The 25,498-nt window shown below is 56.0% G+C and carries 23 protein-coding genes; 15 read left to right on the top strand and 8 right to left on the bottom strand.

Annotated elements, in window-relative coordinates; translation table 11 throughout:
• The first annotated feature begins 246 nt into the window (after nucleotides 1–246).
• From SH421x_RS26445 to SH421x_RS26415, 7 genes are all read left to right on the top strand, one after another.
• Nucleotides 247–1,164 carry a hypothetical protein gene (locus SH421x_RS26445; protein WP_488853028.1) on the top strand — a complete coding sequence of 306 codons (918 nt, stop codon included), beginning with the start codon at nucleotides 247–249 and terminating at the stop codon, nucleotides 1,162–1,164.
• 137 nt (nucleotides 1,165–1,301) lie between these two features.
• Nucleotides 1,302–2,318, top strand: a complete 1,017-nt coding sequence (gene fba / locus SH421x_RS26440) for a class II fructose-bisphosphate aldolase (RefSeq protein WP_488853027.1) — start codon at nucleotides 1,302–1,304, stop codon at nucleotides 2,316–2,318.
• A 367-nt stretch (nucleotides 2,319–2,685) separates the two neighbouring features.
• The gene (gene lepB / locus SH421x_RS26435) at nucleotides 2,686–3,849 is read left to right on the top strand and encodes a signal peptidase I (RefSeq protein WP_488853026.1); all 1,164 of its coding nucleotides are present in this window, start codon (nucleotides 2,686–2,688) and stop codon (nucleotides 3,847–3,849) included.
• A 78-nt stretch (nucleotides 3,850–3,927) separates the two neighbouring features.
• Nucleotides 3,928–5,694, top strand: a complete 1,767-nt coding sequence (gene lepB / locus SH421x_RS26430) for a signal peptidase I (protein WP_488853025.1) — start codon at nucleotides 3,928–3,930, stop codon at nucleotides 5,692–5,694.
• Nucleotides 5,695–5,739: 45 nt separating this feature from the next.
• On the top strand, nucleotides 5,740–6,495 hold the full coding sequence (gene lptB, locus SH421x_RS26425; protein ID WP_488853024.1) for an LPS export ABC transporter ATP-binding protein: 756 nt from the start codon (nucleotides 5,740–5,742) through the stop codon (nucleotides 6,493–6,495).
• Nucleotides 6,496–6,507: 12 nt separating this feature from the next.
• Complete coding sequence (locus SH421x_RS26420; protein ID WP_488853023.1) at nucleotides 6,508–6,903, top strand: DUF5362 family protein; 396 nt, start codon at nucleotides 6,508–6,510, stop codon at nucleotides 6,901–6,903.
• A 130-nt stretch (nucleotides 6,904–7,033) separates the two neighbouring features.
• A complete protein-coding gene (locus tag SH421x_RS26415) occupies nucleotides 7,034–7,435 on the top strand; it encodes a DUF5362 domain-containing protein (protein WP_488853022.1) in 402 nt (133 codons plus the stop codon).
• Between the two features lie 20 nt (nucleotides 7,436–7,455).
• On the opposite strand, the gene SH421x_RS26410 is transcribed toward SH421x_RS26415, so the two are convergent.
• Complete coding sequence (locus tag SH421x_RS26410) at nucleotides 7,456–8,208, bottom strand: SIR2 family NAD-dependent protein deacylase (protein WP_488853021.1); 753 nt, start codon at nucleotides 8,206–8,208, stop codon at nucleotides 7,456–7,458.
• A 208-nt stretch (nucleotides 8,209–8,416) separates the two neighbouring features.
• On the opposite strand from SH421x_RS26410, the gene SH421x_RS26405 reads away from it, so the two are divergent.
• On the top strand, nucleotides 8,417–9,523 hold the full coding sequence (locus SH421x_RS26405) for a cis-3-hydroxy-L-proline dehydratase (RefSeq protein WP_488853020.1): 1,107 nt from the start codon (nucleotides 8,417–8,419) through the stop codon (nucleotides 9,521–9,523).
• A gap of 13 nt (nucleotides 9,524–9,536) precedes the next feature.
• Here the strand turns inward: SH421x_RS26405 and SH421x_RS26400 are convergent, their stop codons facing one another.
• Nucleotides 9,537–10,322 (bottom strand): class I SAM-dependent methyltransferase, encoded by a 786-nt coding sequence (locus SH421x_RS26400; protein ID WP_488853019.1) that lies wholly within the window; start codon nucleotides 10,320–10,322, stop codon nucleotides 9,537–9,539.
• A gap of 79 nt (nucleotides 10,323–10,401) precedes the next feature.
• Here SH421x_RS26400 and bioD point away from each other — a divergent pair, with 79 nt between their 5' ends.
• Both bioD and SH421x_RS26390 read left to right on the top strand, forming a co-directional pair.
• Nucleotides 10,402–11,100 carry a dethiobiotin synthase gene (gene bioD / locus SH421x_RS26395; protein WP_488853018.1) on the top strand — a complete coding sequence of 233 codons (699 nt, stop codon included), beginning with the start codon at nucleotides 10,402–10,404 and terminating at the stop codon, nucleotides 11,098–11,100.
• Between the two features lie 118 nt (nucleotides 11,101–11,218).
• Nucleotides 11,219–12,145 carry a DNA-methyltransferase gene (locus tag SH421x_RS26390; RefSeq protein WP_488853017.1) on the top strand — a complete coding sequence of 309 codons (927 nt, stop codon included), beginning with the start codon at nucleotides 11,219–11,221 and terminating at the stop codon, nucleotides 12,143–12,145.
• Between the two features lie 33 nt (nucleotides 12,146–12,178).
• Here SH421x_RS26390 and SH421x_RS26385 read toward each other — a convergent pair whose 3' ends face one another.
• On the bottom strand, nucleotides 12,179–13,291 hold the full coding sequence (locus SH421x_RS26385; protein WP_488853016.1) for a fatty acid desaturase family protein: 1,113 nt from the start codon (nucleotides 13,289–13,291) through the stop codon (nucleotides 12,179–12,181).
• Between the two features lie 347 nt (nucleotides 13,292–13,638).
• On the opposite strand from SH421x_RS26385, the gene SH421x_RS26380 reads away from it, so the two are divergent.
• Entirely contained in the window at nucleotides 13,639–14,904 is a 1,266-nt protein-coding gene (locus tag SH421x_RS26380; protein ID WP_488853015.1) for a beta-ketoacyl-[acyl-carrier-protein] synthase family protein, read from the top strand.
• Here SH421x_RS26380 and SH421x_RS26375 read toward each other — a convergent pair.
• The 4 genes from SH421x_RS26375 to SH421x_RS26360 all read right to left on the bottom strand — a co-directional run bounded on the left by SH421x_RS26375 (nucleotide 14,901) and on the right by SH421x_RS26360 (nucleotide 20,309).
• Nucleotides 14,901–15,458: a hypothetical protein gene (locus SH421x_RS26375; protein ID WP_488853014.1), complete on the bottom strand. Its 558-nt coding sequence runs from the start codon at nucleotides 15,456–15,458 to the stop codon at nucleotides 14,901–14,903. The genes SH421x_RS26380 and SH421x_RS26375 overlap by 4 nt on opposite strands.
• A gap of 8 nt (nucleotides 15,459–15,466) precedes the next feature.
• Nucleotides 15,467–16,846 carry a glycerate kinase type-2 family protein gene (locus SH421x_RS26370; RefSeq protein WP_488853013.1) on the bottom strand — a complete coding sequence of 460 codons (1,380 nt, stop codon included), beginning with the start codon at nucleotides 16,844–16,846 and terminating at the stop codon, nucleotides 15,467–15,469.
• A gap of 4 nt (nucleotides 16,847–16,850) precedes the next feature.
• A complete protein-coding gene (locus SH421x_RS26365; RefSeq protein WP_488853012.1) occupies nucleotides 16,851–17,483 on the bottom strand; it encodes a hypothetical protein in 633 nt (210 codons plus the stop codon).
• Nucleotides 17,484–17,564: 81 nt separating this feature from the next.
• A complete protein-coding gene (locus SH421x_RS26360) occupies nucleotides 17,565–20,309 on the bottom strand; it encodes a hypothetical protein (protein WP_488853011.1) in 2,745 nt (914 codons plus the stop codon).
• A 228-nt stretch (nucleotides 20,310–20,537) separates the two neighbouring features.
• Here SH421x_RS26360 and SH421x_RS26355 point away from each other — a divergent pair, with 228 nt between their 5' ends.
• Both SH421x_RS26355 and SH421x_RS26350 read left to right on the top strand, forming a co-directional pair.
• On the top strand, nucleotides 20,538–20,828 hold the full coding sequence (locus SH421x_RS26355) for a transcriptional regulator (RefSeq protein WP_488853010.1): 291 nt from the start codon (nucleotides 20,538–20,540) through the stop codon (nucleotides 20,826–20,828).
• A gap of 246 nt (nucleotides 20,829–21,074) precedes the next feature.
• Complete coding sequence (locus SH421x_RS26350; protein WP_488853009.1) at nucleotides 21,075–22,598, top strand: protein kinase domain-containing protein; 1,524 nt, start codon at nucleotides 21,075–21,077, stop codon at nucleotides 22,596–22,598.
• A 109-nt stretch (nucleotides 22,599–22,707) separates the two neighbouring features.
• On the opposite strand, the gene SH421x_RS26345 is transcribed toward SH421x_RS26350, so the two are convergent.
• Nucleotides 22,708–22,932, bottom strand: coding sequence for a hypothetical protein (locus SH421x_RS26345; RefSeq protein WP_488853008.1), 225 nt, complete (start codon nucleotides 22,930–22,932; stop codon nucleotides 22,708–22,710).
• 227 nt (nucleotides 22,933–23,159) lie between these two features.
• Here SH421x_RS26345 and SH421x_RS26340 point away from each other — a divergent pair, with 227 nt between their 5' ends.
• Together SH421x_RS26340 and SH421x_RS26335 are read left to right on the top strand one after the other, a co-directional pair.
• Nucleotides 23,160–24,710 (top strand): cation:dicarboxylate symporter family transporter, encoded by a 1,551-nt coding sequence (locus SH421x_RS26340; protein WP_488853007.1) that lies wholly within the window; start codon nucleotides 23,160–23,162, stop codon nucleotides 24,708–24,710.
• A gap of 114 nt (nucleotides 24,711–24,824) precedes the next feature.
• Nucleotides 24,825–25,472: a hypothetical protein gene (locus SH421x_RS26335; protein WP_488853006.1), complete on the top strand. Its 648-nt coding sequence runs from the start codon at nucleotides 24,825–24,827 to the stop codon at nucleotides 25,470–25,472.
• Nucleotides 25,473–25,498: the final 26 nt, after the last annotated feature.

The raw sequence follows: 25,498 nt of genomic DNA, 5'->3' as shown, positions 1-25,498 counted from the left end.
CCGCTGGAGCAAAGGGACTGGGCAAGAGGATTGGCGACAAAGCGAGTTTTAGAAATAAGCGAGTTTTAGAAATAGCGGCCATCTCGCATCCCCCACCTTTGATGTTTTCGCCGTGGTTGCTGTTGACCCCAACCAGCTTAGCGGCGTAATCTCCGCGAGATTTCGTTGTCGCAGCTGAATTTTCCGCCGCTCGGCGAACCCTTTCCATATCTGCTAGCAACCTTTTCTGCTTGGACTATTTTCAGGATGACGCCGCTGGTTCTTCGCTTGTTGATCGTGTTACTGCTCGCGCTAAGCGTCAGCGGTTGCGCGCTATGGCAAAACGATCCAACGGCCGAGCCATCGAGCTTGCCGCAGTCGACGATCGCCGATGATACGGTGGTGTTAGAAACGACCAAGGTCCGCATTCCCAACATGCAGCTGGATGCGATCGCCAAGATGTGGTTAGAAGTCGACGAGCAGTTTTTGCCTGCGACGACGCGTCATCGTCTCTATGAGAACGGGATTCGCGTAGGATTAATTAACTATCATTTGCCGCAGCAGATTCGCGATTTGTTAGAAGTCGGTTCCGGCAAAGCTGGTCTTAACGGTCAAGCGTCGATTCTCGTCAAAGATGGCGAAATGCCGATCGCTGAACAGCGCCGCTTTCGCAAAGGGAAACGGGGTGAGTTGATCGCGTCGGACGTTATGCCCGAACTGACCTGCTTCGTTAAACAGGGGGACGCCGTCACCGGCGAGACCTACTATCAAGCCCAATGTCGCTTCGCGATTATGACCTATCCGCAAGGAGATGGACGCGTGCTGGTCGAGTTGACGCCTGAGATTCAGCACGGTCAGCCGCAGCGTGAATTTTCGTCGCCTGGAGACGGCGTCTTTGAGTTTGCCCAAAAAGCACGCTCGCAACCGCTCACTGACCTGACGATGAAAGCGATCATGTCCCCCGGCGAAACCTTAATTTTAGGCGCCACCGATGAGCTGAAAGGGGCCGGAAAAGCCTTCTTCTCGCGCAGCGACGGTCGACGTCAGGTGCTATTGATTCGCCTGGCCGCGAGCCAGACTGACAATCTTTTTGCCGCAGAAGTTGAAAAAGCTGTTGAGCCAGGCGAGATTTCGCCCGTTAAAGCAGACTCTACGGAGACCTATGGCTCCGTGTCTTTCGATTAAGTTCCGGGGGATTGACCGGAACGCTTCTGCGGTTTGATAATCGAAGGCTCGATTAACCAAAACTATTTACCGCAGGGCGCAAACCGGCGGTAAGTTCGCTTCTAACGCGTCCTTATTGTTCTGCTGAGGAGAAATAGATGCCGCTGATTACGCTCCGCGTTCTGCTCGACCATGCCGCCGAAAACAACTACGGCGTCGCTGCTTTTAATGTCAACAACATGGAGCAGATTCAGTCGATCATGGAGGCCGCCGCCGAGACCGACAGTCCGGTAATCGTGCAAGCTTCGCGTGGCGCTCGCGCTTACTCCCAAGACAACTACCTGCGTCACTTGATGCTCGCCGCGTCCGAACTTTATCCGCAAATCCCGATCGTCATGCACCAGGACCACGGCAACAGCCCTGAGACCTGCATGAGCGCCATCGAAAATGGCTTCACCTCGGTGATGATGGACGGCTCGCTGAAAGAAGATGGCAAGACCCCGGCTGACTTCGACTACAACGTCGCGGTCACCAAAAAGGTGGTCGAGATGGCTCACGCCAAGAATGTTGGCGTCGAAGGTGAGCTTGGCTGCTTGGGTTCGCTCGAAAGCGGCACCGGCGAAGCCGAAGATGGTCACGGCGCCGTCGGCGAGCTGTCGCACGATCAATTGCTGACCGACCCGGACGAAGCATTTGAATTTGTGAAGCTGACCGGCGTCGACGCGTTGGCCGTCGCGATCGGCACCAGCCACGGCGCTTACAAGTTCACCTCGAAGCCGACCGGCGAAGTGCTGGCGATGGACCGCATCGAAGCGATCCACAAGAAGCTGCCGAACACCCACTTGGTGATGCACGGCAGCTCGTCGGTTCCGCAAGAGTTGCAAGACATCATCAATCAGTACGGCGGCAAGATGAAGCAAACCTTCGGCGTGCCGGTCGAAGAAATCCAACGCGGCATCAAGAGCGGCGTTCGCAAGATCAACGTCGACACGGACAATCGCATGGCGATCACCGGCGCCATCCGCAAAGTGCTGACCGAAAACCCGTCGGAGTTCGATCCCCGCGCTTACATGAAGCCGGCCCGCAATGCGATGAAGCAAGTGTGCATCGATCGCATGACCGCCTTCGGGCAAGCCGGTATGGCCGCCAAAATGCGCGACGCCAAGCTGATCTAGGCGCCGCCTACAAATCTTGACCCACAGTTGTAAAACTGAGAAACGCCCTGATCTTTTGATCAGGGCGTTTTGCGTTCGAAGGGTATCGACGGAATATAATTCGCCCGGCGCCATGTTCTTACGGCGTCTTCGCCGAATGAGCATGTCTTCAATGCGATTAGACAAATCGATTGCCGATACGCAGCCGCTTAGACGCAATGCCAGCCCGCGGCGCAAGCCAAGGGAAAGCGTATCGCAGCGTCGAACAAGTAATCACCAATTCGAGGCCTGCAAAGTGGGTTTTGATTCTTTTCTGCATTGCCATCCGCATTCCCTCGGCTCGCGCCTCGGGCTAGGATGAAATCTAACGCTCTCACCCCTTGGTTTCATGAAACGCCTGCTCGTAATCACTGGTCTGCTGATGCTTGCGGCGCTGGCCGGCGGATATAGCTTTTTTGCGCGGCAACCGGTTTATCGCGTGACCGGGCCATCGATGGCGCCGGCGCTGTTGGGACCGCACTACAATGTGACCTGTCCCAAGTGTGGACATAAGTTTCCGATCGATGCGACCCGCGGTCCGATCCCGACCGCGACCTGCGATTACTGTGGCGCAATCGCACCAGTAAAAACGGGCGATGTTCGCGCAGGGGACGCACTGGAAATGATCACCGGCGAGATCGATCGCTTTGATCTGATCATGTTCCCTGATCCTGATGACCCGCTGCAACGAGTCGTCAAACGGGTTGTCGGCATGCCGGGCGAAACGCTGGAGTGTCGCGAAGGGGATCTTTGGATTAATGGAGAACGCTATCAAAAGCGATGGGACGAACTCTCGCGGGTAATGATTCCGATTTATGAGGTCGGCGACGATCTGGCCAGCGATCTGCGGATCTCAAGCTCGGATGATGGCTGGATCCAATATCACCACCAGGTTCATAGCCAGGGAATTCAACTATCAGGCGAATCGCCGCCGTTGGATGACTATCCGTATAACCAAGGATTGCCCGGCAAGTTGCAGCCGATCACTGATGTCGGGCTGATTTGCAATTGGGTGGTTGATCTGCCGCAGTTAGAGATCGCGCTGCTCCATCGTGACGGCGTCCTGGTAAAGCGACTCGGAAGCGAGGAGACGCGAGCCAGTGGACTGCGGGCCGCACCGGTCGAAGAGTATCCAGCCGGCCAAATCGCTCTACCGCTGACACAGGCCGCCTCTAAAACGAAGGAGCGCCAGATCACACTTTGCTTCGCAATTTCCGACGGCCGCCTCGTTACCAAATGGGACGACTCAACAGAGTCGAACGACTCATTAAGCGATCCGAAGCCCGAGCTTACGGCGAAGCCGCTTCAATTACGCGCGGGCGGCTCCGGCTCGTTTCACGGTCTAAAAATCTTCCGTGACATTCATTACGCCGATTTTCCTGAAACCAAAATTTCGGCCGATGCGTACTTCGTTTTGGGGGACAACGTGCTGGCGTCGCGAGATTCGCGGCATTTTGGGCCGATTGCGGCGAAAAACGCTCGTCGGGTGGCGCCCGCTAGCAAGTCGGACTAAAGTTCCTTCGGATCGTTAAATCCGGTATAGTTTCGCTGTTGTCGCCATTCCCGGCGCCCTTTCTGACTGAGAACGTGCATGGCTCGCAAAAACCGAACGAAATCCGCCATTCCCGAGGCGCCGGAACGTGTTCCGTCGGCCAAGCAGGCTGCGCCGAAGAAATCTTCGACGGCTGACAACTTTGCGATCAGTCGCGAATTTATCGAATCGGTAGCGATCGCGATTGTGTTGGCGCTGCTGTTTCGCGCGTTCGAAGCCGAGGCCTTCGTCATTCCGACCGGTTCGATGGCGCCCACCTTGTTTGGCCGGCATAAAGATGTGCTCGATGCAGAAACCAACTACGAGTACCACGTTGGCGCAAGCGGAGAAATCAACGATCAAACCGGAGAGAAGATGCAGGGGGCCGATGTGGTCGGCACGATCGATCCGCTCTATCACACCGGACAAAACATTGAAGGTCTCGACTCCTATCCAGGTGATCGGATCTTGGTTAGCAAATTCGCTTACGAGTTGTTCTCGCCTCGGCGCTGGGACGTAATCGTCTTTAAGCAACCGCAAACTCCGAATGTGAATTACATCAAGCGCCTGATCGGACTCCCCGGCGAAACGATTCACATTTTTCACGGCGACATCTTCGTCTCGGAAGACCCCAGCGACGAAGTGGGCAAAATTGCCCGCAAGCCGCCAAGCAAACAATTGACGTTGCTGCAAACGGTTTACGATTCGGATTTCCCAAATCCCGACTTACAGCAGGCCGGCTATCCCGATCGGTTTGAGCCTTATCCGCTGAGCAACACGGCCTGGACCAAACAGGCTGACGCCGAGTTTCCTTATGTCTGTTCTCCTAGCGGCGACGGAATTGACTGGTTACGGTACCGGAACATTTTTCCGGATTCGTCCGATTGGAATTCGGCCAAACATGGACAGAAGGTCGATGCTCAACGTGCGCGGGAAGATGACAGCAGCCTGATTACGGACTTCAATGTCTACAACGCGGCGGCGTATGCCGGCAAAGGCGGATTGCCGCCCAAAGTGTATGGCCTGCATTGGGTGGGCGATCTGGCGCTAGAGGCCGATCTGAAGATTGCCTCTAACAGCGGCGAGATCGTGCTGGAACTGGTGGAAGGCCGACACAAATTCCGTTGCACGTTTGATGTCGCAACGGGCCAAGCGACCCTCTCAATCGTCGGCGACCAGATCACGTTTGACGCGGCCGATGGCAAGCCGATCACGGCTGCGACGGCGATGCGCGGACCCGGGCAACATTCGGTTCGCTTCGCCAATGGCGACGACGAACTGCGACTGTGGGTGGATGGCAGTCTGATAAAGCTGTCGGCGCCGGCGACGTTTGTTTCGCCGCGCACGTTGAATCCGTTTTGGAGTGAAGAGGATCCCGGCGATTTGCTGCCGGTCGGAATTGGATCTCGCGGAGTCGAGCTATCAGCCAAAAGCTTACGAATCAAGCGCGACGTGTACTACATCGCTGTCCGCTCGTTGGCTTACATCCCCCAAGGATACGCTGGGCCGCACAATGACTACCGCACCGCCAACGAGCGCCTCAGCGATAATGCGATCTTAGAGATCATGCGTAGCCCCAGCCAATGGGGCACGACGGATCTGTTTGATATGCGGACGCAAGTCAGCTTTACGCTGGAGGAAGACCAATTCTTCCCGATGGGTGACAACAGCGCCGAAAGTTATGATGGACGACTTTGGCCAGTCGACGAACAATATGTGCCCGGCAATTTGCTGATAGGCAAAGCGTTGTTCTTGTATTGGCCCCATTCCACCCACAAACCGATTCCTTACTTTCCCAATTTTCGTCGCATGAAGTTCATCGAGTAACGTACTCGAAAACTTCTCGACGTCGCACGGATGCGTAGCGAGACCATGGAAGAACTCATTCTCTCCGCCAACGACCTTGAAAAGGTCTATGGCAAACGCAAAGTGGTCGATGGAGTCACCTTTGACGTCCGTCGCGGAGAAATCGTCGGTCTACTCGGCTCGAACGGCGCCGGTAAAACGACCAGTTTTCGAATGACCTGTGGGATGATCGAACCCAATAAGGGGAAGGTCTATCTCAACGGCAAGAACGTGACCGACTGGCCCATGTTTAAACGCTGCCGCGATGGCGGCATGGGATATCTGGCCCAAGATTCCAGCGTCTTTCGCAAACTTACCGTCGAGCAAAACTTGCTAGGCGTGATGGAATTGCTGGGCATGGACGGGAAGTCGCGACGGAAACGTTGCGACGAGTTGCTGACCCGTTTTGATATCACGCACATTCGCAAATCGCGAGCCGCTTCTCTGTCAGGCGGCGAACGTCGACGCGTAGAAATTGCGCGCTGTTTGGTCTCTGACCCTGAGATTATCATGCTCGACGAGCCGTTTACCGGTATCGATCCGGTGACGGTCGACAGCATTCAGATGATCATTAAAGAGCTGCGGCAATGGGGAATTTCGATCCTGATCACTGACCATCAAGCAGAGAAGACGCTTGAAATTATTGATCGCTGCTATGTCGTGCATCGCGGCAAAATTTTATGCGAAGGACGCCCTGACGAGGTCGTCAAACATCCGGATGCGATTGAATACTATTTTGGAAATCTGCATCGCGCCTTCGATCGCTCTGGCGCCGCAGCCTAACAACAATCCGCGATGCAATCCAAACGCGCTGTCGAATCTTCCGCTGTCGCCACGTCAGAGCAACGCTCGATCGTAGAAGAGTCTCCGCAGCAATTTCAACCAAGCGGGCCGTTAGTTCGTTTGCTGGATAAAGCAAATCTGTTTGCGATCTTGCTAATCCTGGTCGGCGGAATTTATTGCGCATCACTGGTCGGGCTGGCGATTGGTTGGGCGCCGATACGATTAGGCTTGCACATTCGAAAGCTCTCGCAACAACTACAGGACGCGTGCAAAGCGAAGGACGCGCAGCAATCGCAAACCTTGCTGGCCGAAATACATCGGCTCATCCAGATCGGCGGCGGTGTGCTGATGTCGCTGACGGTGGTGCTGATCGCCGCGGTTGGCTTCGTCATTTGGCAAGCCGCCTAGGCGGGCCTAGCTTTGCCGCTGAATCGACGCTCGTTGGTAAAGCAAACCCCAATCTGTTTGCATTCGAGCACCTGATAAGTCACGATAGTCGATCGTCTATGCAACACTTCTCGCAAGAAAGATCACCGCCATGTCGGATAATCCATTCGCGTCACCAACCTCTGCCGAGAAGTCGTTCGTTGCCAACGCGGCAGGTTCGCTTGGTCTGTTCCAGTCGCTGTTAGAAGTTACATTTTGGTCGAGAGTCTTGAGCGTCTCGATGATCTTGATCGGAATTTCGTTCGTCTTATCGATCATCGGAATCATCGTCGGTTGGTTGCCAATTTGGTCCGGCATCTCACTGTGGCAGCACACGAATCGGATGAACGAAGCGCAGCGAACGCAAGATCCACGCCTACTGCAAGATTCGATCGAAAAGCTCGCGACGTCTATCAAGGTCGCCGCAATCTTTATGTTGGTCATGATGGGCATCTACGCGCTCTATTTTCTGGTGATCTTCGGTTTCTTACTTTATGGACTGTTGAACTCCTAGCAGAAGGCGGCGTCCAAAATTCAGAGCGCCGCATCAATCGCCTTCAAAGTCGCGCCGATGCTGCCGCTCAGTTTGGCGTCAGCGATTCGGTCGAGCCCGGTCTCGTCACGATTGAGGATCACAACCCGGCCGCCGCGACGTTTTACCGCAATCGGTAAGTCCGCCGCAGGAGTGACGACCAGTGACGAACCAATCGCCAAGATCAAGTCGGCCTGACTGCACCAATCATACGCTTGCTCCAGCACGTCGGTCGGCAACATCTGGCCAAACGAAATTGTCGCATGTTTAAGTCGTCCCTTGCCGCAATTCGGACAAGGCGGAACCTCGCCAGTCTCGCGAAACTGTGTGACCAGCGGATCAATCTCAAAGCGCGACGAACAGTCCAAGCACATGGCCTGACGAGCCGTTCCATGCAACTCCAGCACGTTGCGACTGCCGGCGATTTGATGCAGCCCATCGATGTTTTGCGTGATCAGACCCCGAGCAACTTCAAGCGATTCCCAAGCGGCCAAGACCTGGTGTCCGCTGTTTGGCGCCGCGGCCGAAAACTCGACATGCGCTTCTGACTTTTGCTGCCAGTATTCACACCGGGCCGCTGCGGATTTGCAAAATTCGTCGTAGTAGATGGTTCGATAGCGAGTCCAAACGCCGCCGGGAGAGCGAAAGTCAGGGATGCCGCTTTCGGTGCTGATTCCTGCGCCGGTAAACAAGACCGTTGATTTAGACTCGGCCAACCAAGCGGCGACCTGCGAGATTGTTGCTGCTTCAGTCATCACTTCCACCCCTATTACGATGCCGCCGAGAATTGCTGGCAACTGGCCTGACGATTCTACTGCTTATTAGACATCGCTCGCAGTCGGAGGTTCGTAGATTGCGCTGAGTGCTTTGTGTACAATGTACAAAAATGCATTCCCACGGCTTCAAGCAGTGATATAATTTGTTCAGCCCTCCTCCCTTCTTTCGCTCGCATCGAGACCCATCATGAAGATCACATCGATTGCCGTTTACCAAGTCGATTTGCCGCTACGAGAAGGAAATTATGCTTGGAGCGAAGGAAAGAACGTCTCGGTCTTTGACAGTACGGTGGTGCGAATCGAGACCGATTCAGGCATCATTGGACACGGCGAGGTTTGTCCATTAGGGCCGGTCTATCTACCAGCCTACGCAGCCGGCGTGCGAACCGGCATTGCTGAAATTGGTCCGGCGCTGATCGGCGATGATCCGACCGAGCTGGCCAAACTGAATCGCAAGATGGACTATCTACTGAAGGGACATCCTTACGTCAAGTCAGCGTTAGACGTGGCTTGTTGGGATATCTTAGGGCAAGCGGCAGGCATGCCGATTTGCACGCTGCTCGGAGGTCGATACGGCGATGACTTAACATTGTATCGAGCGATCTCGCAACGTTCGCCAAGCGAGATGGCCGAAAACGTGGCGATGTACCGAGGAGAGGGCTATCGCCGCTTTCAGTTGAAAGTCGGGGGTAATCCTGACCAAGATATCATGCGAATTCACGAAGCAGCCGAAATGCTGGAGCCCGGCGACAAATTGGTCGCCGACGCCAACACGGGTTGGCTAAAACATGAAGCGCTGCGCGTGGTTAACGCAGTGCGTGAAGTTGATGTATATATTGAACAGCCCTGCCCTTCGTACGAAGATTGTTTGGCGATTCGAGAGCGGACGACGCTGCCGTTTATCTTGGACGAAGTGATCGACAGCGTTGACATGATTGTGCGCTGCGCCGCCGAGCGCGCCGCTGATGTGGTCAATCTGAAAATCAGCAAACTAGGCGGGCTGACCAAGGCGCGTCAAGCACGCGATTTGTGCGTCTCGCTCGGGATGGCGATGACGATCGAAGATAGCTGGGGCGGCGATATCGTCACCGCTGCGATCGCGCATCTGGCGCACAGCACGCCGACCGAGTATCTTTTTTCGTCGACTGATTTCAACAGCTACGTCACCAAAAGCATCGCTGATGGAGCCCCGCAACGCGTCAACGGTCGCATGGCCGCCTCCACAGAGCCAGGCTTAGGCGTCCAGCCAAAGCTGAGCGTGCTAGGCAAACCAGTCGCCGTCTACGGCAAGTAAAAGTAGGCCTGCCCTAAGCAGAACAGACCACAATCCAACCGCTAGCGCGGAATCCACCTAGTAGCCAACTGGCTCGCAAGCGGTTTTGGCGATTGGTCGCGAGCGGGATGACGCGGTCGATCTCGAAGCCGGCGGTGCGCAATGCAGATAGCAGTTCGCCGCGGCTAAAGACGTGCAAAAAGAAATTCGGCACGTTGCGATAGTCATAGTATTTGTCTCCTCGCTCGTGCCATTTCAAAACGTGGGCGCGAAACAGGTGCAGCATCACCCAGCTGAAGCCGCTGGGTTCGAACAGGTTGAACCAAAAGTTGTGGACATGAACCACGAATTTGCCGCCAGGCTTCAAAATCCGACGCGTGTGCTCCAAAAATTTGGCGCGATTCGCGGCGCCGTGGATCATCCCCAGCGTGCTGAACAAACAGATCGCATGATCCACTGAATTGGTCTCAATCGTACTCAGATCGACCAGGTTCGCTAAGACGCAGGTGATATCAAGATCGTCGAGCTTTGCTTTCTCGGCCACCACGCGCAGCATCTCGGCAGAGAGATCGACCGCCAAGCCGCGATTGCCGCGGCGCACCAACGGAATCAACGCCCGCGCGGTGCCGCAGCCCAGATCGGCGACTAGCCCGGTTGGCGGGATCGACTGGGCAATGACCGCTTCGTCAAACTGAAAGAGATCGCTAAACGCGAAATACTCGTCATAGTCATCTGCAATTGCCGGCGACTCGACATAGTCCATCGTCCCCCGTGTGACGCCGGGAGGAAGTTGCCACCGAGGTTTTTGTTTACCAGCCATAGGAAGATTATAAACGGTTGCCTCGCTTTTCGATCAGGGGGCGTCGCCGAGCGCCTTGCCGCTTGTTAACCTGGTTTTTATGACCAACAAACCACCGCTCGGGCTGTTTATTACCGGTAACAATACGGAAGTCGGTAAGACTTACGTCACGGCGCTAATGGCGCGGCAAATCGTCGCCGCCGGAATCCGGCTCGGCGTATACAAACCGGCCGCCAGTGGTTGCCGTACGGTCGATGGTCAGCAGGTCGCCGACGACGCGATCGCGCTTTGGGAAGCAGCCGGTCGCCCTGGCGCGCTCGAAGAGGTCTGCCCGCAAATGTTCGCCGCTCCCCTGGCGCCGCACTTAGCAGCGCGAGCTGAAGGGAAAGAATTGGACGTCGACTTACTACGCCGCGGCGTAGAAGCTTGGACGGGACGCTGCGAATTGCTGTTGGTCGAAGGGGCCGGAGGGCTAATGTCGCCGTTTTCCGACGAAGAGTATGTCGCCGACTTGGCGCGGGATCTGGGGTATCCATTGATCGTGGTCGCGGCGAATCGTCTGGGCGTGATCAACGAGACGCTCCAGACGTTGATTACCGCGTCGGTATTTCGAGGCGGATTAGACATCGCCGGCGTGATTCTCAACGACTTAGCGCCGGCTGCCGAAGACGTGAGCCGCGACAGCAACTATGCCGAATTAAAACGGCGCTGTGCACCATCGTTGTTGGCGCATATATCTTACGCCGCGGCGGAGTTGCCATCCCAGATCGATTGGCTGGCGCTGGCGCGGGGCGAATAGCTCGCGTTTTTAATTTGTTGATCGCGCCCCCTGGTAGCAGGCTGGCGCTACTCAGCGCGCCGGTTATCATATGGCTTACTGAATAAATCGCCGAATACTCGCCAGGAGGGCTGATGCCTTGTCAAAGGTCACGCTCGATACACTGACCAACATCGACTGCATCCAAGGAATGAGCAAGCTGCCTGATGGCTCGGTCGATTTGGTGTTTGCGGATCCGCCATTTAATATCGGCTTCAAGTATGACGTCTACGATGATCGTCGTTCGGCCGACGAATACTTGGAGTGGAGTCGCGCCTGGATGGAGCAAGTGGCGCGAGTCCTGAAGTCGGATGGTTCTTTCTGGCTGGCGATCGGCGATGATTTTGCCGCCGAGCTCAAAGTGTTGGCCACCCGCGATCTAGGCATGCATTGCCGGAACTGGGTTGTCTGGTACTACACGTTCGGAATGCACTGCAAAGCGAAATTTACGCGCAGTCATACGCACTTGTTTTACTTTGTCAAACACCCTGAAAAATTCACCTTCAACGATATGTCCGTCCGAGTGCCGTCGGCGCGGATGCTGGTTTACGGGGATCGTCGCGCCAATCCCAAAGGGCGATTGCCGGATGATACCTGGGTGCTTCGTCCGCAAGATATTCCGGAGAGCTTTCAGGCGGAAGAAGACACTTGGCACTTTCCTCGCGTCGCCGGCACCTTCAAAGAGCGGGCCGGATTTCACGGTTGTCAGATGCCGGAGCAACTGCTCGGCCGAATTATCAAGGTCTCCAGTAGCGAAGCCGAGACGGTGCTTGATCCGTTCGCCGGCAGCGGGTCAACCTTGGTCGTCGCGAAAAAACTGGGACGCCGCTATGTGGGCTTTGAGATGTCGCCTGAGTACGCCGTCGCCGCTCAAGCACGCATTGATGAAGTGAAATCTGGCGACCCGCTGACAGGTTCGCCGGAACCCTCGATGAGCGCTCCCAGCACCGCCAACGGGCGACATGTAAACGATGTCAAACCACTGGGGAAGAAGCGTGCAACCAAAAAGGTAGCGAACAAGAAATAGAGGCGCGTCCGAAAATTGAGCCGTGGTCCTCTGCTACGCGGGCTGTTCTGCATCGCTGCGAGCAGCCGCCTGCTGGCGCTCGTATTCTCGAGAGCGACGCCAGAGATCCAGGATCCCTGAGCTGAGCGTCACGCGGTTCGTCTGACGATACGGCGCGTCTTCAGGTAATTCTTGCATCAAGCGACGATGCGCCGCCGGCATGTTGTGATACGGCATCGACGGAAATAGATGATGCAACGCGTGAAAGCGTGTGCCGATCGGACCCCACCATTCGGTGATCCAAGGTCGGCTGGGATAATTGATCGAGTCGAGCAACTGTTCGACAAAGGACATCTCCCCTTCTTCATTGTCAAACCGATGCGCTCCTAACGTGCGGATTGCGTTGATCGTCAAGATCGTTGCGCCGGTCAGATAGCATTGAATCAGGAAGGGAAACGGATACTTGCCTACCGTGCAGACGCTGATCGCAATCCCCAAGCACCACAGGAAGCAGGCGACCTCTTGCAGGCGGATGATGCGCATCGCTTGCGCTGTCGGCAGAGGACGAATGTAAGCCGGATCCATTACCAGCGATGACGCGTGTCGCAGCACCAAGTTGCGCAGCGACGGGCTGAACCAAGTCAGCGGCGTCAGAATCAGGTAGCGAAAGACCGTCAGCGGCGGAACCAGTAAATTGCCGAGCACAAACGCGATCATCTGCCAGCGCCCGTTTTGGCCTAGCGCCAAGTATTCGCCATCTTTGTCGGTCCCGTAGTGTTTGCGACGATGATGGTCCAAGTGGGGATAATAGATGAATGAGGGCATCAAAAATGGGATGCCGACCAACAGGTTCCAGGCAATTCGGAAATTAGTAAACGTTCCGCTGCGCAAATGGACGAGTTCATGGATGAGCATCGCCAAGCGATAGAACATCAGGCAACTCAATACAAATAGCCCAATCTGCTGCAGAGAGAACAAGGGCGACGGTTTCACCAACGCGAACGCGGTCATACCGATTGCATAAGAAACCAGTAAGTCGGTCCAATAGATGACCGGATTGGGTTTGAATAGATCGTGAACAATCTTGCGGGCGGCCGTCAGAGAGACTTCAGGACGTGCGGCCGATTGTTGACGACAGGTGGTGGAGCGCGTATCGGCAAGACTCATCGGTAGGTTTTCCTGAGCACAGCCTAATGAACGTGAGAAACCCAGCCCCCTCTGCAGGGTTCTGTTCTTCCTTGGGTTGAGCGGTTCGGCGAAAACTATCCATAATTAACGGTCAGATGATCGCGGCGAGGCCACCATACTTTCCGCAACCCGCAAAGTCGGCATATTTTATGAAGGGGGCCAGAATTATGCGAATTCAGGCAGCTAAGTAAAGCAGCGGCCCTTTGCGCATTTCCCATAACGGTGACAATCGTTAGATTCACCAAGGGGCGGTATCTTTCGCGATTTCGGCCCGATTTAACTGCATAGCACACCCCTTTTTTTGATACTGGGCTTTTCGGACCCTCATGGCAGTACCCCTGGAAGTAGTGATCACCGGCTTAGGCGCTGTTGCGCCAAACGGCATCGGCGCCCCCAATTTTTGGAATGCGCTGGTGACCAGCCAAAGCGGTATTGCTCCGTTGGATCAGTTCTCCGTCCCAGGTTTCGCTGCTAATTTCGGAGGAGAGATCCGAAATTTTGACCCCAAGGTCTATGTCAAACCACGAAAAAGCCTGAAAGTGATGTGTCGGGAGATCCAGACTGGGTTTTCCGCTGCGGCGATGGCGATGGAGCAAGCCGGACTCGAGCCGGGAAGTGTTGATCCAGAACGCCTAGGGGTGGTGTACGGCAGCGAGATGTTTTTCTCGAATTATGACGACATGATTTCAGCCTATTCGCGTTGTCTCCGCGATGGCGAATTTCTGTTCGAGAACTGGGGAGATGCGTTTACCTCAGAGATCAATCCGCTTTGGATGCTCAAGTACCTCCCCAACATGCCGGCCTGTCATGTCGGGATTTATTTTGACGGACGAGGGCACAACAACACCATTTGTAGCGATTCCATTTCGTCCCATGTGGCGCTGTCCGAAGGGGTTTCGCAGATTCGTCGCGGCCAAGTGGATGCGATGATCGTCGGGGGAACAGGATCCCGCGTTGCGATCAATGCGCTGATGTTCCGCGGCGACGAACTGCTCTCACGCCGCACGCACGAGCCAGAAAAAGCCTGTCGTCCGTTCGATAGGGATCGCGACGGCGCGGTCCATGGTGAAGGCGCGGCTGCGCTGGTGTTAGAGAGTCGCGCTTCGGCCGAAGCCCGGGGAGCGGAGATCTTGGCGGTTGTGGCCGGCGACGCCAATCGTTTTGCGAAAACCGGAAAAGACGAGCCGTTCACAATCGGTGCAGTCGCCAACAGTATTTCAGCTGTTCTCGAAGACGCCCAGCTTGCGGTTACCGACGTCAGCGCCGTGGTTGCGAATGGGGTCAGCATGCGGAAAGACGACGCCTATGAGGCGGCCGCAATCGCTGCGACGCTCGGAAAAGTTCCGGTGACGGCGCCGAAGAGCATGACGGGCCATATCGGCGCCGGTTGCGGAGCGCTCGATTTGGTCACTGCGACGTTGATGCTGCACAAGTCGCTCATTCCACCTACACTAAACTACGAAACGCCTGATCCGACGTGTCCTATCAACGTTGTCGCCGGAGAAGCACAAGCAGGCCCGCTGAAGTCGGTGATTAGTCTCTCGCAAAACCGGACCGGGCAAGTGACGGCGGTCGCTTTGAAACAGCCTTAAGCTTGAGCCCTCGCTTGCTCGCGTGCGGCGATTGCTGCACGGCCTTGTAAGATTCTGCGTCGCCACCAGATCCAGATGCAGACCGCCATCCCGCCGAAGAAGCCCAACGCATAGGCGGCCAGATGCGCCCAAGCGTCGATCAGAAATCCGAGCTCCGCTTCTCGCCGCATCAGTCGCGCAAAATCAGGACTGGGACGAATCACGCCGGTGCTCCCTAAAAACCAAGCGCTCAGTCCGGCGATCAACGATCCGATCGCCATGGTCAACAGCAGATAGGCGAGCGGGCGGATCAAATCTCGCGCGGTGAGCTTGGGTTCATCGCCCCCGCGCGCCAAAATGACGGCTGGAATCGAAAGAATGAGCCCAACCCACCAAGTCGCTTTCACGCCCCAAGTGAACGCCAGCAGGGTCGGGTCGGTCGCGCCGCCCCAGACCGGTGGGTGGAAGACGGTGAAATATTCAAGGCAAATCCGCGTCGTGATCAGGTCATGACACACGCCGTACAAAATCGCCGCAGTGATGCATAGCAGAATGATTTTTAACGATTCCAACATCCGGAGTTTCACTTGCGAGATTCGGTTTCGATCCGATCAACCACCGCGACGCGCAGGTCGCAGACGTTGGTGTGGGTAGGCCCCGTTTTCAGTAGTCGGTCGAGCGGTTCAAAAAAATGGTAGGCGTCATTGCGTCGCAAGTAGTCCTTCGCTGCGAGTTGTCGTTTATTAGCCTGCGTTGCGCCGGCTGCATCGATCCAGGCGCCCGCCGCGTCGGTCGGACCATCTTCTCCGTCGGATCCGCCGCTCAGAATCGCCATCCCCGCCAACGGCTGCTCTGGATCCGCTTCGCAAAGTCGTTGATAGGCAGCGAGGGTCAATTGCTGATTTCGCCCTCCCTTGCCGCGTTCCTCTGCGGCGGCTAGTTGAACCACCGGTTCGCCGCCGGTGATCAAACAATCCGGTCCTTTCGAATCGCGCATCCGCAGGGTCATCTCGGCTAGATGACGGCCGACCGCTTCGGCCTGACCTTCACTTTGCCGCGCACAAGTCATCGCGTGCGAATAGCCGCGGCGTTCGGCCTCGATGCCGGCGGCGTCGACGGCGACGGCGTTGTTGCCGATGATAAAGTTGTAAACATCGCAGGTGGGGCGCGGAGCGGTTGGTTGTTTTTGCTGAAGAGCCGCCACGATCGCCGCAAACTGCGGCAAGTCTCGCGCGCCAAAATCTTGCATCACCTGCAGCGCGTCGGCCGCAGTCGATTCATTCTGAGTTGTCGGCCCCGAGGCGATCACGTCGAGCGGATCTCCTAGAACATCCGAGATGATCAGCGACACGAGATGACCTGCTTTGCATGCGAGGGCTAGACCATTTCCCTTGACGCGGCTTAGCTGTTTGCGCACCGTATTTAACTGCACGATGTCGGCCCCGGCGCTGCTCAGGTAGTGTGTGATCGCCTGTTTGTCGGCCAACGTGATGCCGGCGATCGGCGCCGCCAACAAAGCAGAACCTCCGCCAGAAAGCAATGCGATACAGAGATCGCGTTCACCCAGGTTGCTGACGCGATTCAGGATTTCGCTGGCGATCTGCACGCCGGCCGAAGTGGGCGCATTGCTGCCGGCTGGTCGGCCGCCGCGCAGTTCGATACGCGACAAAGGACGGACGCAATCCTCGGGAACGCTCAGAAGTCCGCGGAGTCGCTTGGCCTGCATCAGGTCTTCGCCGAGGGCCATTTCTAGGCCGGCCGCCATGCCGGCGCCTGCCTTGCCGGCGCCAACCACCGCGATGCGATCAATGCCGCTTAGATCAAGTTCGATATCGGCCAGACGCAGCTGGTCGCCGATCAGTTGCACATTGTCGCGGAGTAGTCGTTCGCTGCAAACGGCATCGACGCCGGCACGCCAAATCGCGAGCAGATCGGTTTGCAATTGGGCTGCGGTGCGCTTCATCGGTTCACTTGGTTCCCGCTTCACGAATGCGAAAAATATCGAGCCATTGCTGAGGGCGATCGACGAGAATGTGACTCAAAGAGTTCTCTTCATCCGCGCAGCAGACGAGCCCAATCAGGTATTGCTGAGCGTTCGATTCAAATCGCCCGGCAATCGCGCACCAGGCCGTTCCAACCCCCTTGTCGCCTGGCAAAGCTGCTTCGACGAAAAAGCTCTGAGCAAATCCGCTGACGCTTAGTTGTCCTGGCCAACGAAAAAAATCAGGGCGATGAGAGCGGACAACTTGCATCATGCCGGGAGCAAACGCTTCTAACAATTTGCGAAGTTGATCTTCATCAGGGATTGGGCGATTGCGGCCACTCGGCGCAATCACCACCGCGATAATGCGCACCGGCACGTGATACACTTCTGCGCGCGGACCGATTAGCGTGCGCGGTCCCTGGGTGAATCCCCGCTCAATATCAATGCGGGTCAAGCTTTTGCTCGGGGGGGGCGCCGACTGCGGACGCAACCAGCGTAAAGCAGCATAGCCTAGCAGCGCAACGCCCGCTAAGAATCCCAGCAGGATTGGATCAGGCGCATAGTCAAACCACGACGCGGTCGTTTCAGGTTCGATTTGCAATAAAAAGACCGGCATCGAGAATCAGGACAAGCCAGTAGCGAAGATTGGAAGGTACGCAGTTAAACGTATCGTAGCTTCCCCCGCCGCGAGTGCAAACTAGCGTTGATCCTGCAGCCAGGCGTCGTCCTCCGGCTCTGTGGTATCGAGCGGCGAACTGGGACGCGGCTGGCGACGGCGCTGTTGGTACACTTCGATGGTGACGTCGTCGATGGTGACGTCGGCCAATCCGATCATCTCGAAAGTCAGCCGCATTGTTCCCGCTTGGTTCGCGGCTCGAATCAGCGAGAATTCTTGCCAGATGTCGTCGGCCGGCAATTGCAGCCCCAGACGTTTGCCACCCAGGGAGTCATAGATACAGAGAGCGGGTTGGCCAGGAGCGGTTGGCGAGCGAGCTTTGACCCAACCCCGGATCAGCAGCAATTGCCCAGGTTGAACGTCGACTACCGCCGAGTCGATCTGCAGCGGCGAGGTATCGCCCAGCACGGGAGTCAGCTCATTTTCGGACAGGACGCCGAGTCGCAGCGCGTAGTTGCCCCCCTTCACTTCACTGCTGGTCAGTTCGCACTGCAGCTTGATTCCCGGAGAAGGTCGTTGCGATTGCCGCCAGCCGGTCGAAAGCAAAAAGGAGAGATCTTCCATGTCGCCGCCCGCTAGCCGGTTCGCTGATGGCTCCATAATCGCTAGGCGAGACTGAAGCTGCAATGCGAGCGGCAACAAGTCGTACGAGATCGAGAGCGGATTGGTCACCGGCGAAAAATATTGCGAGGTTGTCCGCTCCCACTGCAGCCGTTGGACTTGTTGCAGGCTTCCCATCGCCGCGGCGATTTTCCCATCCGCCTGGTTGAGGTTGCCGATTTCTAAGCCGCGTTCCGCTTGTCGCAGCTCACCCCAGGCCGAAGCGATTTGAGTGGTCGCGACTTGATCGCCGCCGCGTAATTGGGCGGTCACATCACGAGCCAGCGCAAGCGTCTGCTGGGCGATTTCGTACTGGAGTTCTGTAATCCGGCGCCCGTTTTCTGCGATTCTCCGACGCATATCGCGTTGCACAATCGGATCTTGCGTCAGTAGGATCAGCGAAATACGCGATCGGTCGTTCAGCACCAGACGCATGCCGCCATATCGTCGCGAATGACCGACCGGTCGCAGGCCAGAGTTATGCAGCAGGAAAGGTTCGCTATCGGTCGGCACCCCAGGGACTTGAATCGCAATCGAACGGTCAGGGATCGGCGCAACCGTAAACGGGTCGCCAGTGGTCGAGCGGACGACAATCAGCAGCTTGGCGGTCGGAGTCGAGAGCATCGTCGCTTGCACGGTGGGATCGGGCGTGGTGATCGGCGTCAATTGTTCTGCGGCGGCAATCCACGGTTCGACCAGCGCTAGCCGGCGATTGGCCAACTCCAACGCTGCGCGGCGATATTCGGTAACCGGCTGATCGCCTGCCAGCGAAGTTTGACTGGTGAAGACAAATCCCCGTGCTCCGCCGCAAGCTGCCAGAAACAGCTGTTGCTGTAATTGATCGGCTTCGATCGCAGCCGACAGTTGCGGCAGCGAAGACAAGGCTTCCAATTGGCGCCGAGTCTCGGTGGGATATTCGGTTTCGATAACGCTCCAATGGGCCGTCCCCTGCGAACAGAAGAGGCTGCGTTCTTCAATTTTTTTCGAGAGTGCGGCTGGCAAAGCGGTGCTGCCAATCAGCGGCACGTTGTGCAGGATGATGTCAGAGAAGCGACTATGTTCAAACAATGCGGTGGTCGGCGCCGACAGTATCGGACGATTCGAGTCATGATCGGCGCGGCGGACATCGTCGGCAGTTAACGCAAAGTCTGGAAAATCGGCTACGCGGTCTGAGGTCGGGATTTGCCACGCGAGCAACCGTACGTAAGCGCCATCGACCGCTCCTTGGGCTGGAGGGGGAGCGACAAAGGTCATGTCGTATCGCTGCAACTCATACAGCATCGCCTCGTCGGGCTTCGTTGAAAGTCGAATCGCATTGAAGCCCAGCTGACGCAGCAAGGCCAGCGGCTCTCCGTGATAGTCAATCACGCGATGGGCGAGCGGTTGGTTGTCGACCAGCAGCATGTTGCCATCTCGCGAGACGACTGCCCGCGGAGGCGTACCAATCACTTCGGCCCGCGGAGTCGAGGCGCGCAGGCTGACATTGACCGTTGATTTTTCGCCCTGCGGCTGTAGTTGCCCGGTGAGCTCTAGATCGTCGAACCAGTATTCGGTGAAGCCGGGACCGGCGTAAAAGTTAATTCCGACGACGTCGATGTATGCTTCGCGGGGATCAAAGGAAGGCCCATATTGGGCTCGCAGGGCTGCGGTTCGTCGATCGACTTCAGCTTTGAGGTCGCCGGCGGTCAGCTGTTGCCAGCGACCTGCCTGTTGGTAGGTGGAGCCTCCCAGGAACATTGTTGCTGGGATTCCCTCGGAATCAGTGAAGCGGGGAAAGACGACGCGCACCATCATTTGGGCGCCGGCGCGTTCTCCTTTTAACCAGATGGTCGGTTTCAGATCTGCGATCACGCTGCTATGCGGAACCGCCGAGCCAAACATCAGTTTGCTGCCGACAGCGGCTTCAAACGCGAGCGTTTCGGTTCCCCGGCCGCTGCGCGCGACAGTTTGCGTCCGTTCATGACGAACCACGCGAAAGTCGATGTCGACGTCGAGCAACTGAAAGCTGGGCTGCGCCCCCTCGAAGTCCTCTTGGTACGACGCCTGCGCAGCGGCCGAGAAGGCCGAAAAAGCGCTGACGATTATTCCAAGCAACAACGAATAACGCATGCAACAGCACAGATTGCAAAAAGGAGGCGAAAACGCGACATGGACGTTGTCGCGCATAAAGTGGGCTTGTACCTGGATTTGCGCTCGATTGCCAGATCAATCGCGTGGTATTTTGGCAACGTGTTGTCTGAGGGCCGCAAATCACAGATTTCTCTAAGTCATTATCTAGTAGGCGGTTGCGCTTGCATGTGGCGTTTTGGCCGCGATCTTGGCACGATCGGTGCTTATAATCTCTGGCGAAACCCACCGTCGCTGTCGCCGCTAGTCTTGAAGGAAAAAGTCACCATGAGCCAAGCTCCCAAAACTGATCGTCACGCAGAATCCGCCCAAGACGAATTGCCGAAAGATCTGGTCGAATTGGCGATCGCGATCGCTCAAATGCCGGGAGATGTCCGCATGAAGCTGGAGCCGATCATGAACAAAGTGATCGACAACAGCCGCCGCCGCCGCCGAATCTATACGCTGGTTCAAGAGGCGCTCAGCCAGTTGCGGCTCGATATGAAGTATCTGATGTTCGACCTCGAAGCGACCCGCCGTGAACGAGATAACTACAAATCGGGATCAAGTGACGAATAGTACGTATCGGTAAGCCCTGATTTATCAGAACTCGACCTAGTGTCGAGTTTTTTTATCTCGGAACTTTCCGCTAACGTGGTAATATGAAGAAAGCCAGCCTGCCAGCAGAAGTAGCGATTCGGAACAGTCGTTTGCTTCATCGACTTACCTTCACTAGAGTATGTAAGTCGAAACCGGCACTTTTCATATGATTTTTAAGTAGTCACGCGAGAAGAGGAAAAGGCGCTTTCTGCGCCTTAATGCGCTATGACCGACCTGTCTGCGGAAGATTTTGCGCAGCGCGTCCTGGATTATGGCCTGATCGAACCTTCACAATTGGAGGCGATTTGGGGTCAGCTAGGTACGCGTGAGATATCTCTGGGAGAATTCCAGAATGTATTGCTGCGCCGCGAGATTTTGACCAATTATCAAGTCGAACGCTTGTTAAAGGGTCTAAAAAACGGCTATTTCTACGGCAACTACAAAGCGCTGTACATGATCGGTAGCGGGACTTTTGCCCGGGTCTATCGAACCGTCCATAAAGAAACCGGAAAAGTGGTCGCCGCCAAAGTGCTGCGGCGGCGCTTTTGCGAAGATCCTAAACGCTCCAGCCAGTTCATGCAGGAAGGGGAGCTTGGCAAAGCGCTGCGGCACCCGAATATTTGCCCGATCTATGAGGTTCACTCTGAAAGCAACTCCTATCAGCAGGGCGCGAACTTCTTTCTGATTATTGAGTTTATCGAAGGACAAAATCTGCGTGAACTACTGCGGATTCGCGGCAAGTTCAATCCGGTCGACGCAACGAAGTTGATGAGCGATATCTGCAGCGGATTGGCCTACGCCGCAGAACGCGGCTTGACCCATCGCGACTTAAAGCTCTCGAACGTGCTGATCTCTAGTCGCGGCCGCGCCAAATTGGTGGACTTTGGTCTGGCTGCCTTTGCCGAGCAGGTTCAGGATGATGGCGCTGCCGCCAATCCGCGCACGGTGGACTACGCCGGTCTCGAAATGGCGACCAATGCTCCCCGCGACGATCATCGCAGCGATATCTATTTCGCCGGAGCGATCTACTACCAAATGCTGACCGGGCACGCGCCGTTGTACGAAACTCGCGATCGTCAGAAACGGCTCGCAGCGACCCGCTATACCGACTATGAGCCGATTGCGCGCATTGCGCCCGACCTCCCCCGTTCAGTCGCTGCAGTTGCAATGAAGGCAATGGAACTGAATCCGGATAAGCGTTATCAGTCCGCTGCAGCGATGCTCAACGATCTGAAACTGGCCGCACGCCGCTTGGAACAGGGGGACGATGGCGCCGCCGGTGAGATTCGCGCCAAGCTCGAAGCGGAAGGAGGCGGAGGCCCCGTCGCAAAGTTCATGGAAGGTTTGAACAAGACAGTGATGGTCGTTGAGCAGAACCTAGAAATGCAGGATGTGCTCCGCGATCGCTTGAAAGCGTATGGATACCGGGTGCTGGTGATTAGCAATCCCGAACGGGCGATGGCCCGTTTTGCGGAAGAGGGCGCCCGAGCCGCGGACCTTTGCTTGTTCAGCACGATTGATCTCGGTTCTGCAGGATTGGAAGCGTTCAATCGATTCGCTACCGATCCGCACACGGCCAACATTCCTGCCATTTTGTTGCTCAAAGAGCGTCAGGCGAACTGGAAGAGCGACGCCAAGCTGAGTGATCATCGTGCCGTAATGCTGATGCCGATCAAAGTGCGGCAATTGCGCATGCTGGTCCGAGAGCTACTAAAAGAGCCGGCCGAAGAAGAGGTCGAATCCTCTTAGAGTCGCGTCAAGCAATAATTTTCGGGTGCGACGCCTAAAATCGCCGCCAAGAAATACAAAAAGGATGCCCTGTTTTAGGTCATCCTTTTTTTGTGCGTGCGACTACCGACTAGCGGCCGTGGCGAAAGTGGTGGACGCGACGAACCGTGTTGCCATAAAAATGGCCAGGACGATTCGGGCGAGTCAGCAGCGGTTGCGAACGAATAACTTCGCGCTGCGCTTCGGTCGTGGTGACTACGTCAAACCAAGCAGCTGAGCTTTCGCCAGCGCTGACCATGCAAAAGGCCATCGCGAGAACGGCCAACAAAGGGAGATGTAGCTTTTTAAAGTTCATTGGGCGTATCCTCCAAAAGCGAATGAGCAAAGTGTCTTGATGATAAATTAGCACGCGAATCGTGCGCTGCGAGGTAATTTCGCCACTTAGTTTACATTGCCCGGCTTGGCTAATTGGATTGATCGTTACAGTTGGTTGTTCCGGAAGTCGAGTAGTTTCTCTCAAGCATCTTCGCTATCTTTAACCAGCGGCGGCGCTCGATCAATGGCGAACATGTGGGGGACACGATGACCGCAGAAGTACAGCAAGAACCAAAACAATCGTCCAGCGGAAGCTTCACCGGGCTCATTCTGATTCTGGTGGGTATTTTGGCAGGCGCCACTTTGGGGCTGTTCTACGGCGAGACAATGTGGCGCGCCGCTCATGGTCCAACAAAAGCAGTTGAAACGCTCCAAAAAACCTTGGCGCAAAAAGAGCAGTTTTCTCAGCGTGAAACTGCCGCCGCAGCTGCGACCAATGATCCCTTGGCCAAGCAAAAACACGAGAAAGAAGCGGACCGACTGGCAGCTCAAGTAGTTGTCATTGATGCTCGGCTGAGAGAAGTCGAGACGATTGCAGACGATACCGAGAAGCAGCGCGCCGCCGGTCAACTCTATGTGGCCGAGACCGTTTGGATGCTGACTGAGTTTTGCGGCGACGTTTTTCTGCAGATCTTGAAGTTGCTGGTCATTCCGTTGGTGATTACCAGCATGATCACCGGCATCACTTCTCTGGGCGATATTCGCAAAGTGGGACGCGTGGGCGCTTACGCGGTTACCTACTACTTTATCACCACGTCAATCGCCGTCTTGATCGGCTTGATCCTGGTGTTGGTGATTCAGCCCGGTACGAAATCAGACGATACCTTCGCCTATCAAAGTGAGTCGGTGTCGGCGAAGGAACGCGGGACTCCGATTGAAAAGCTGCTAGAAGTGGTCCGCGGAAAACCAAGCGATCCCGGCAGCGGTATGTTCCCGGCGAACATTTTTCAGGCGGCCACTTCGACCAATGTGTTAGCGCTGATCGTGTTTGCGATCGTTTTTGGTTCAGCGTTGACCACGATTGGTGAAGAAGGGGAGATTGTCATTCGCTTCTTCAAAGCAGCGAACGAAGCGGTAATGAAGATGGTCCACTTGGTGATGATGATTGCGCCGATCGGCATCTTTGGCCTGGTCGCTACCAACATCGCCAAAAACGGGGGCGCAGCCGGTTTTAGTGATCAGATGCAGCGCATCGGCTGGTATGTCGCGGCCGTGACGATCGGCTTGCTGCTGCATGCCGTCGTCTTGATGGTGATTGTCTGGTACTTTGGCAAAAAAAATCCGATCAAGTACACGCTGGGAATGTCTCGCGCGCTTTTGACTGCTGTCAGTACCGCCAGCAGTTCGGCCACGTTGCCGGTCACGATTGAATGCGTCGAAGAAAACAACGGCGTTTCGCCCAAAGCGGCCGGCTTTGTGTTGCCGTTGGGGGCGACGATCAACATGGATGGCACCGCACTTTATGAAGCCGTGGCGGTTATTTTTATCGCGCAAAGTCTAGGAATCCCACTTGGGATTGGTGAGTTGCTTGTGATCTTCCTCACTGCTTCACTCGCCGCAGTTGGCGCGGCAGGCGTGCCAGAAGCGGGGCTGTTCACGATGGTTATTGTTCTCCAGGCGGTAGGGCTACCAACTGAAGGAGTGGGCATCATTCTGGCGATCGACTGGTTTTTGGATCGCTTACGCACCACCGTAAATGTGTTTGGTGATTCAATCGGCGCCGCGGTAGTTGATAATTTGGTAGTCTCCCGCGCATAATGGGCTAATCACTCATCTTTTCACTTTACTCCTCTGCATTCTCCTGATCTCCGCGCGCCGGCAGGCGTGACGACTCACCTCTTTTCGCGCTCTTCTCTACAACAAAGACATATCATGCACCGTCTGCTCTGGGCGACGTCCTTCGCTCTTGCTAGCGCTATCTCCGTTTCGAATCCGGTTCATGCGCAATCGAACAAACCCAAAGAAGTCAAGCTCCGCGACATATTTGGCGATCAAAAAGAACGCGAAGTCACCATACGGAGCGTAGTCGATCTTGATGACATCCGGATCCGTTTTGGAGACAAGACGGCTCGCGTTCGCATGGCGTCGGTCGCCCCGTTTCATGAGTGGCCCGTCGGCGATAACCCTGAATGGGTCAAAAAGCAGGAGCAGCTCAAGCAGCAACTCGTCGATCAGTTGGAAGACAAAAAGTTCCTTATTCGAGTCGCACTCTGTCAGACGGCAGGGAAATTTCCAGCGGTGGATATCGAAATCCGTGCGGATTATCTGGTCGATCGCGAAAGCATGTGGGAAGGGCTGAAGCCGGCCGAACGCGTCGGTTGGGCGCGTACATCGCTAAATATCGACATCGTCAACCAAGGCCTGACGATCTATCGGCCCGAATGCGCAGCACGACCGTTGGGCCAGGAAAAGCTGTTTGAAGAAGCCCAGCAAAACGCCGAAGTCTTCCGCCGCGGACTCTGGAAAGATTATCGTTTTTCACGTTCTGTAGAGTCGATCGATAACCTCGTGCGACACTAGCTGTAGATTGAAAATCAGCAGCCTGC

Source organism: Blastopirellula sp. SH421 (assembly GCF_057808535.1).
This window is presented reverse-complemented; position numbering and strand designations above follow the sequence as displayed.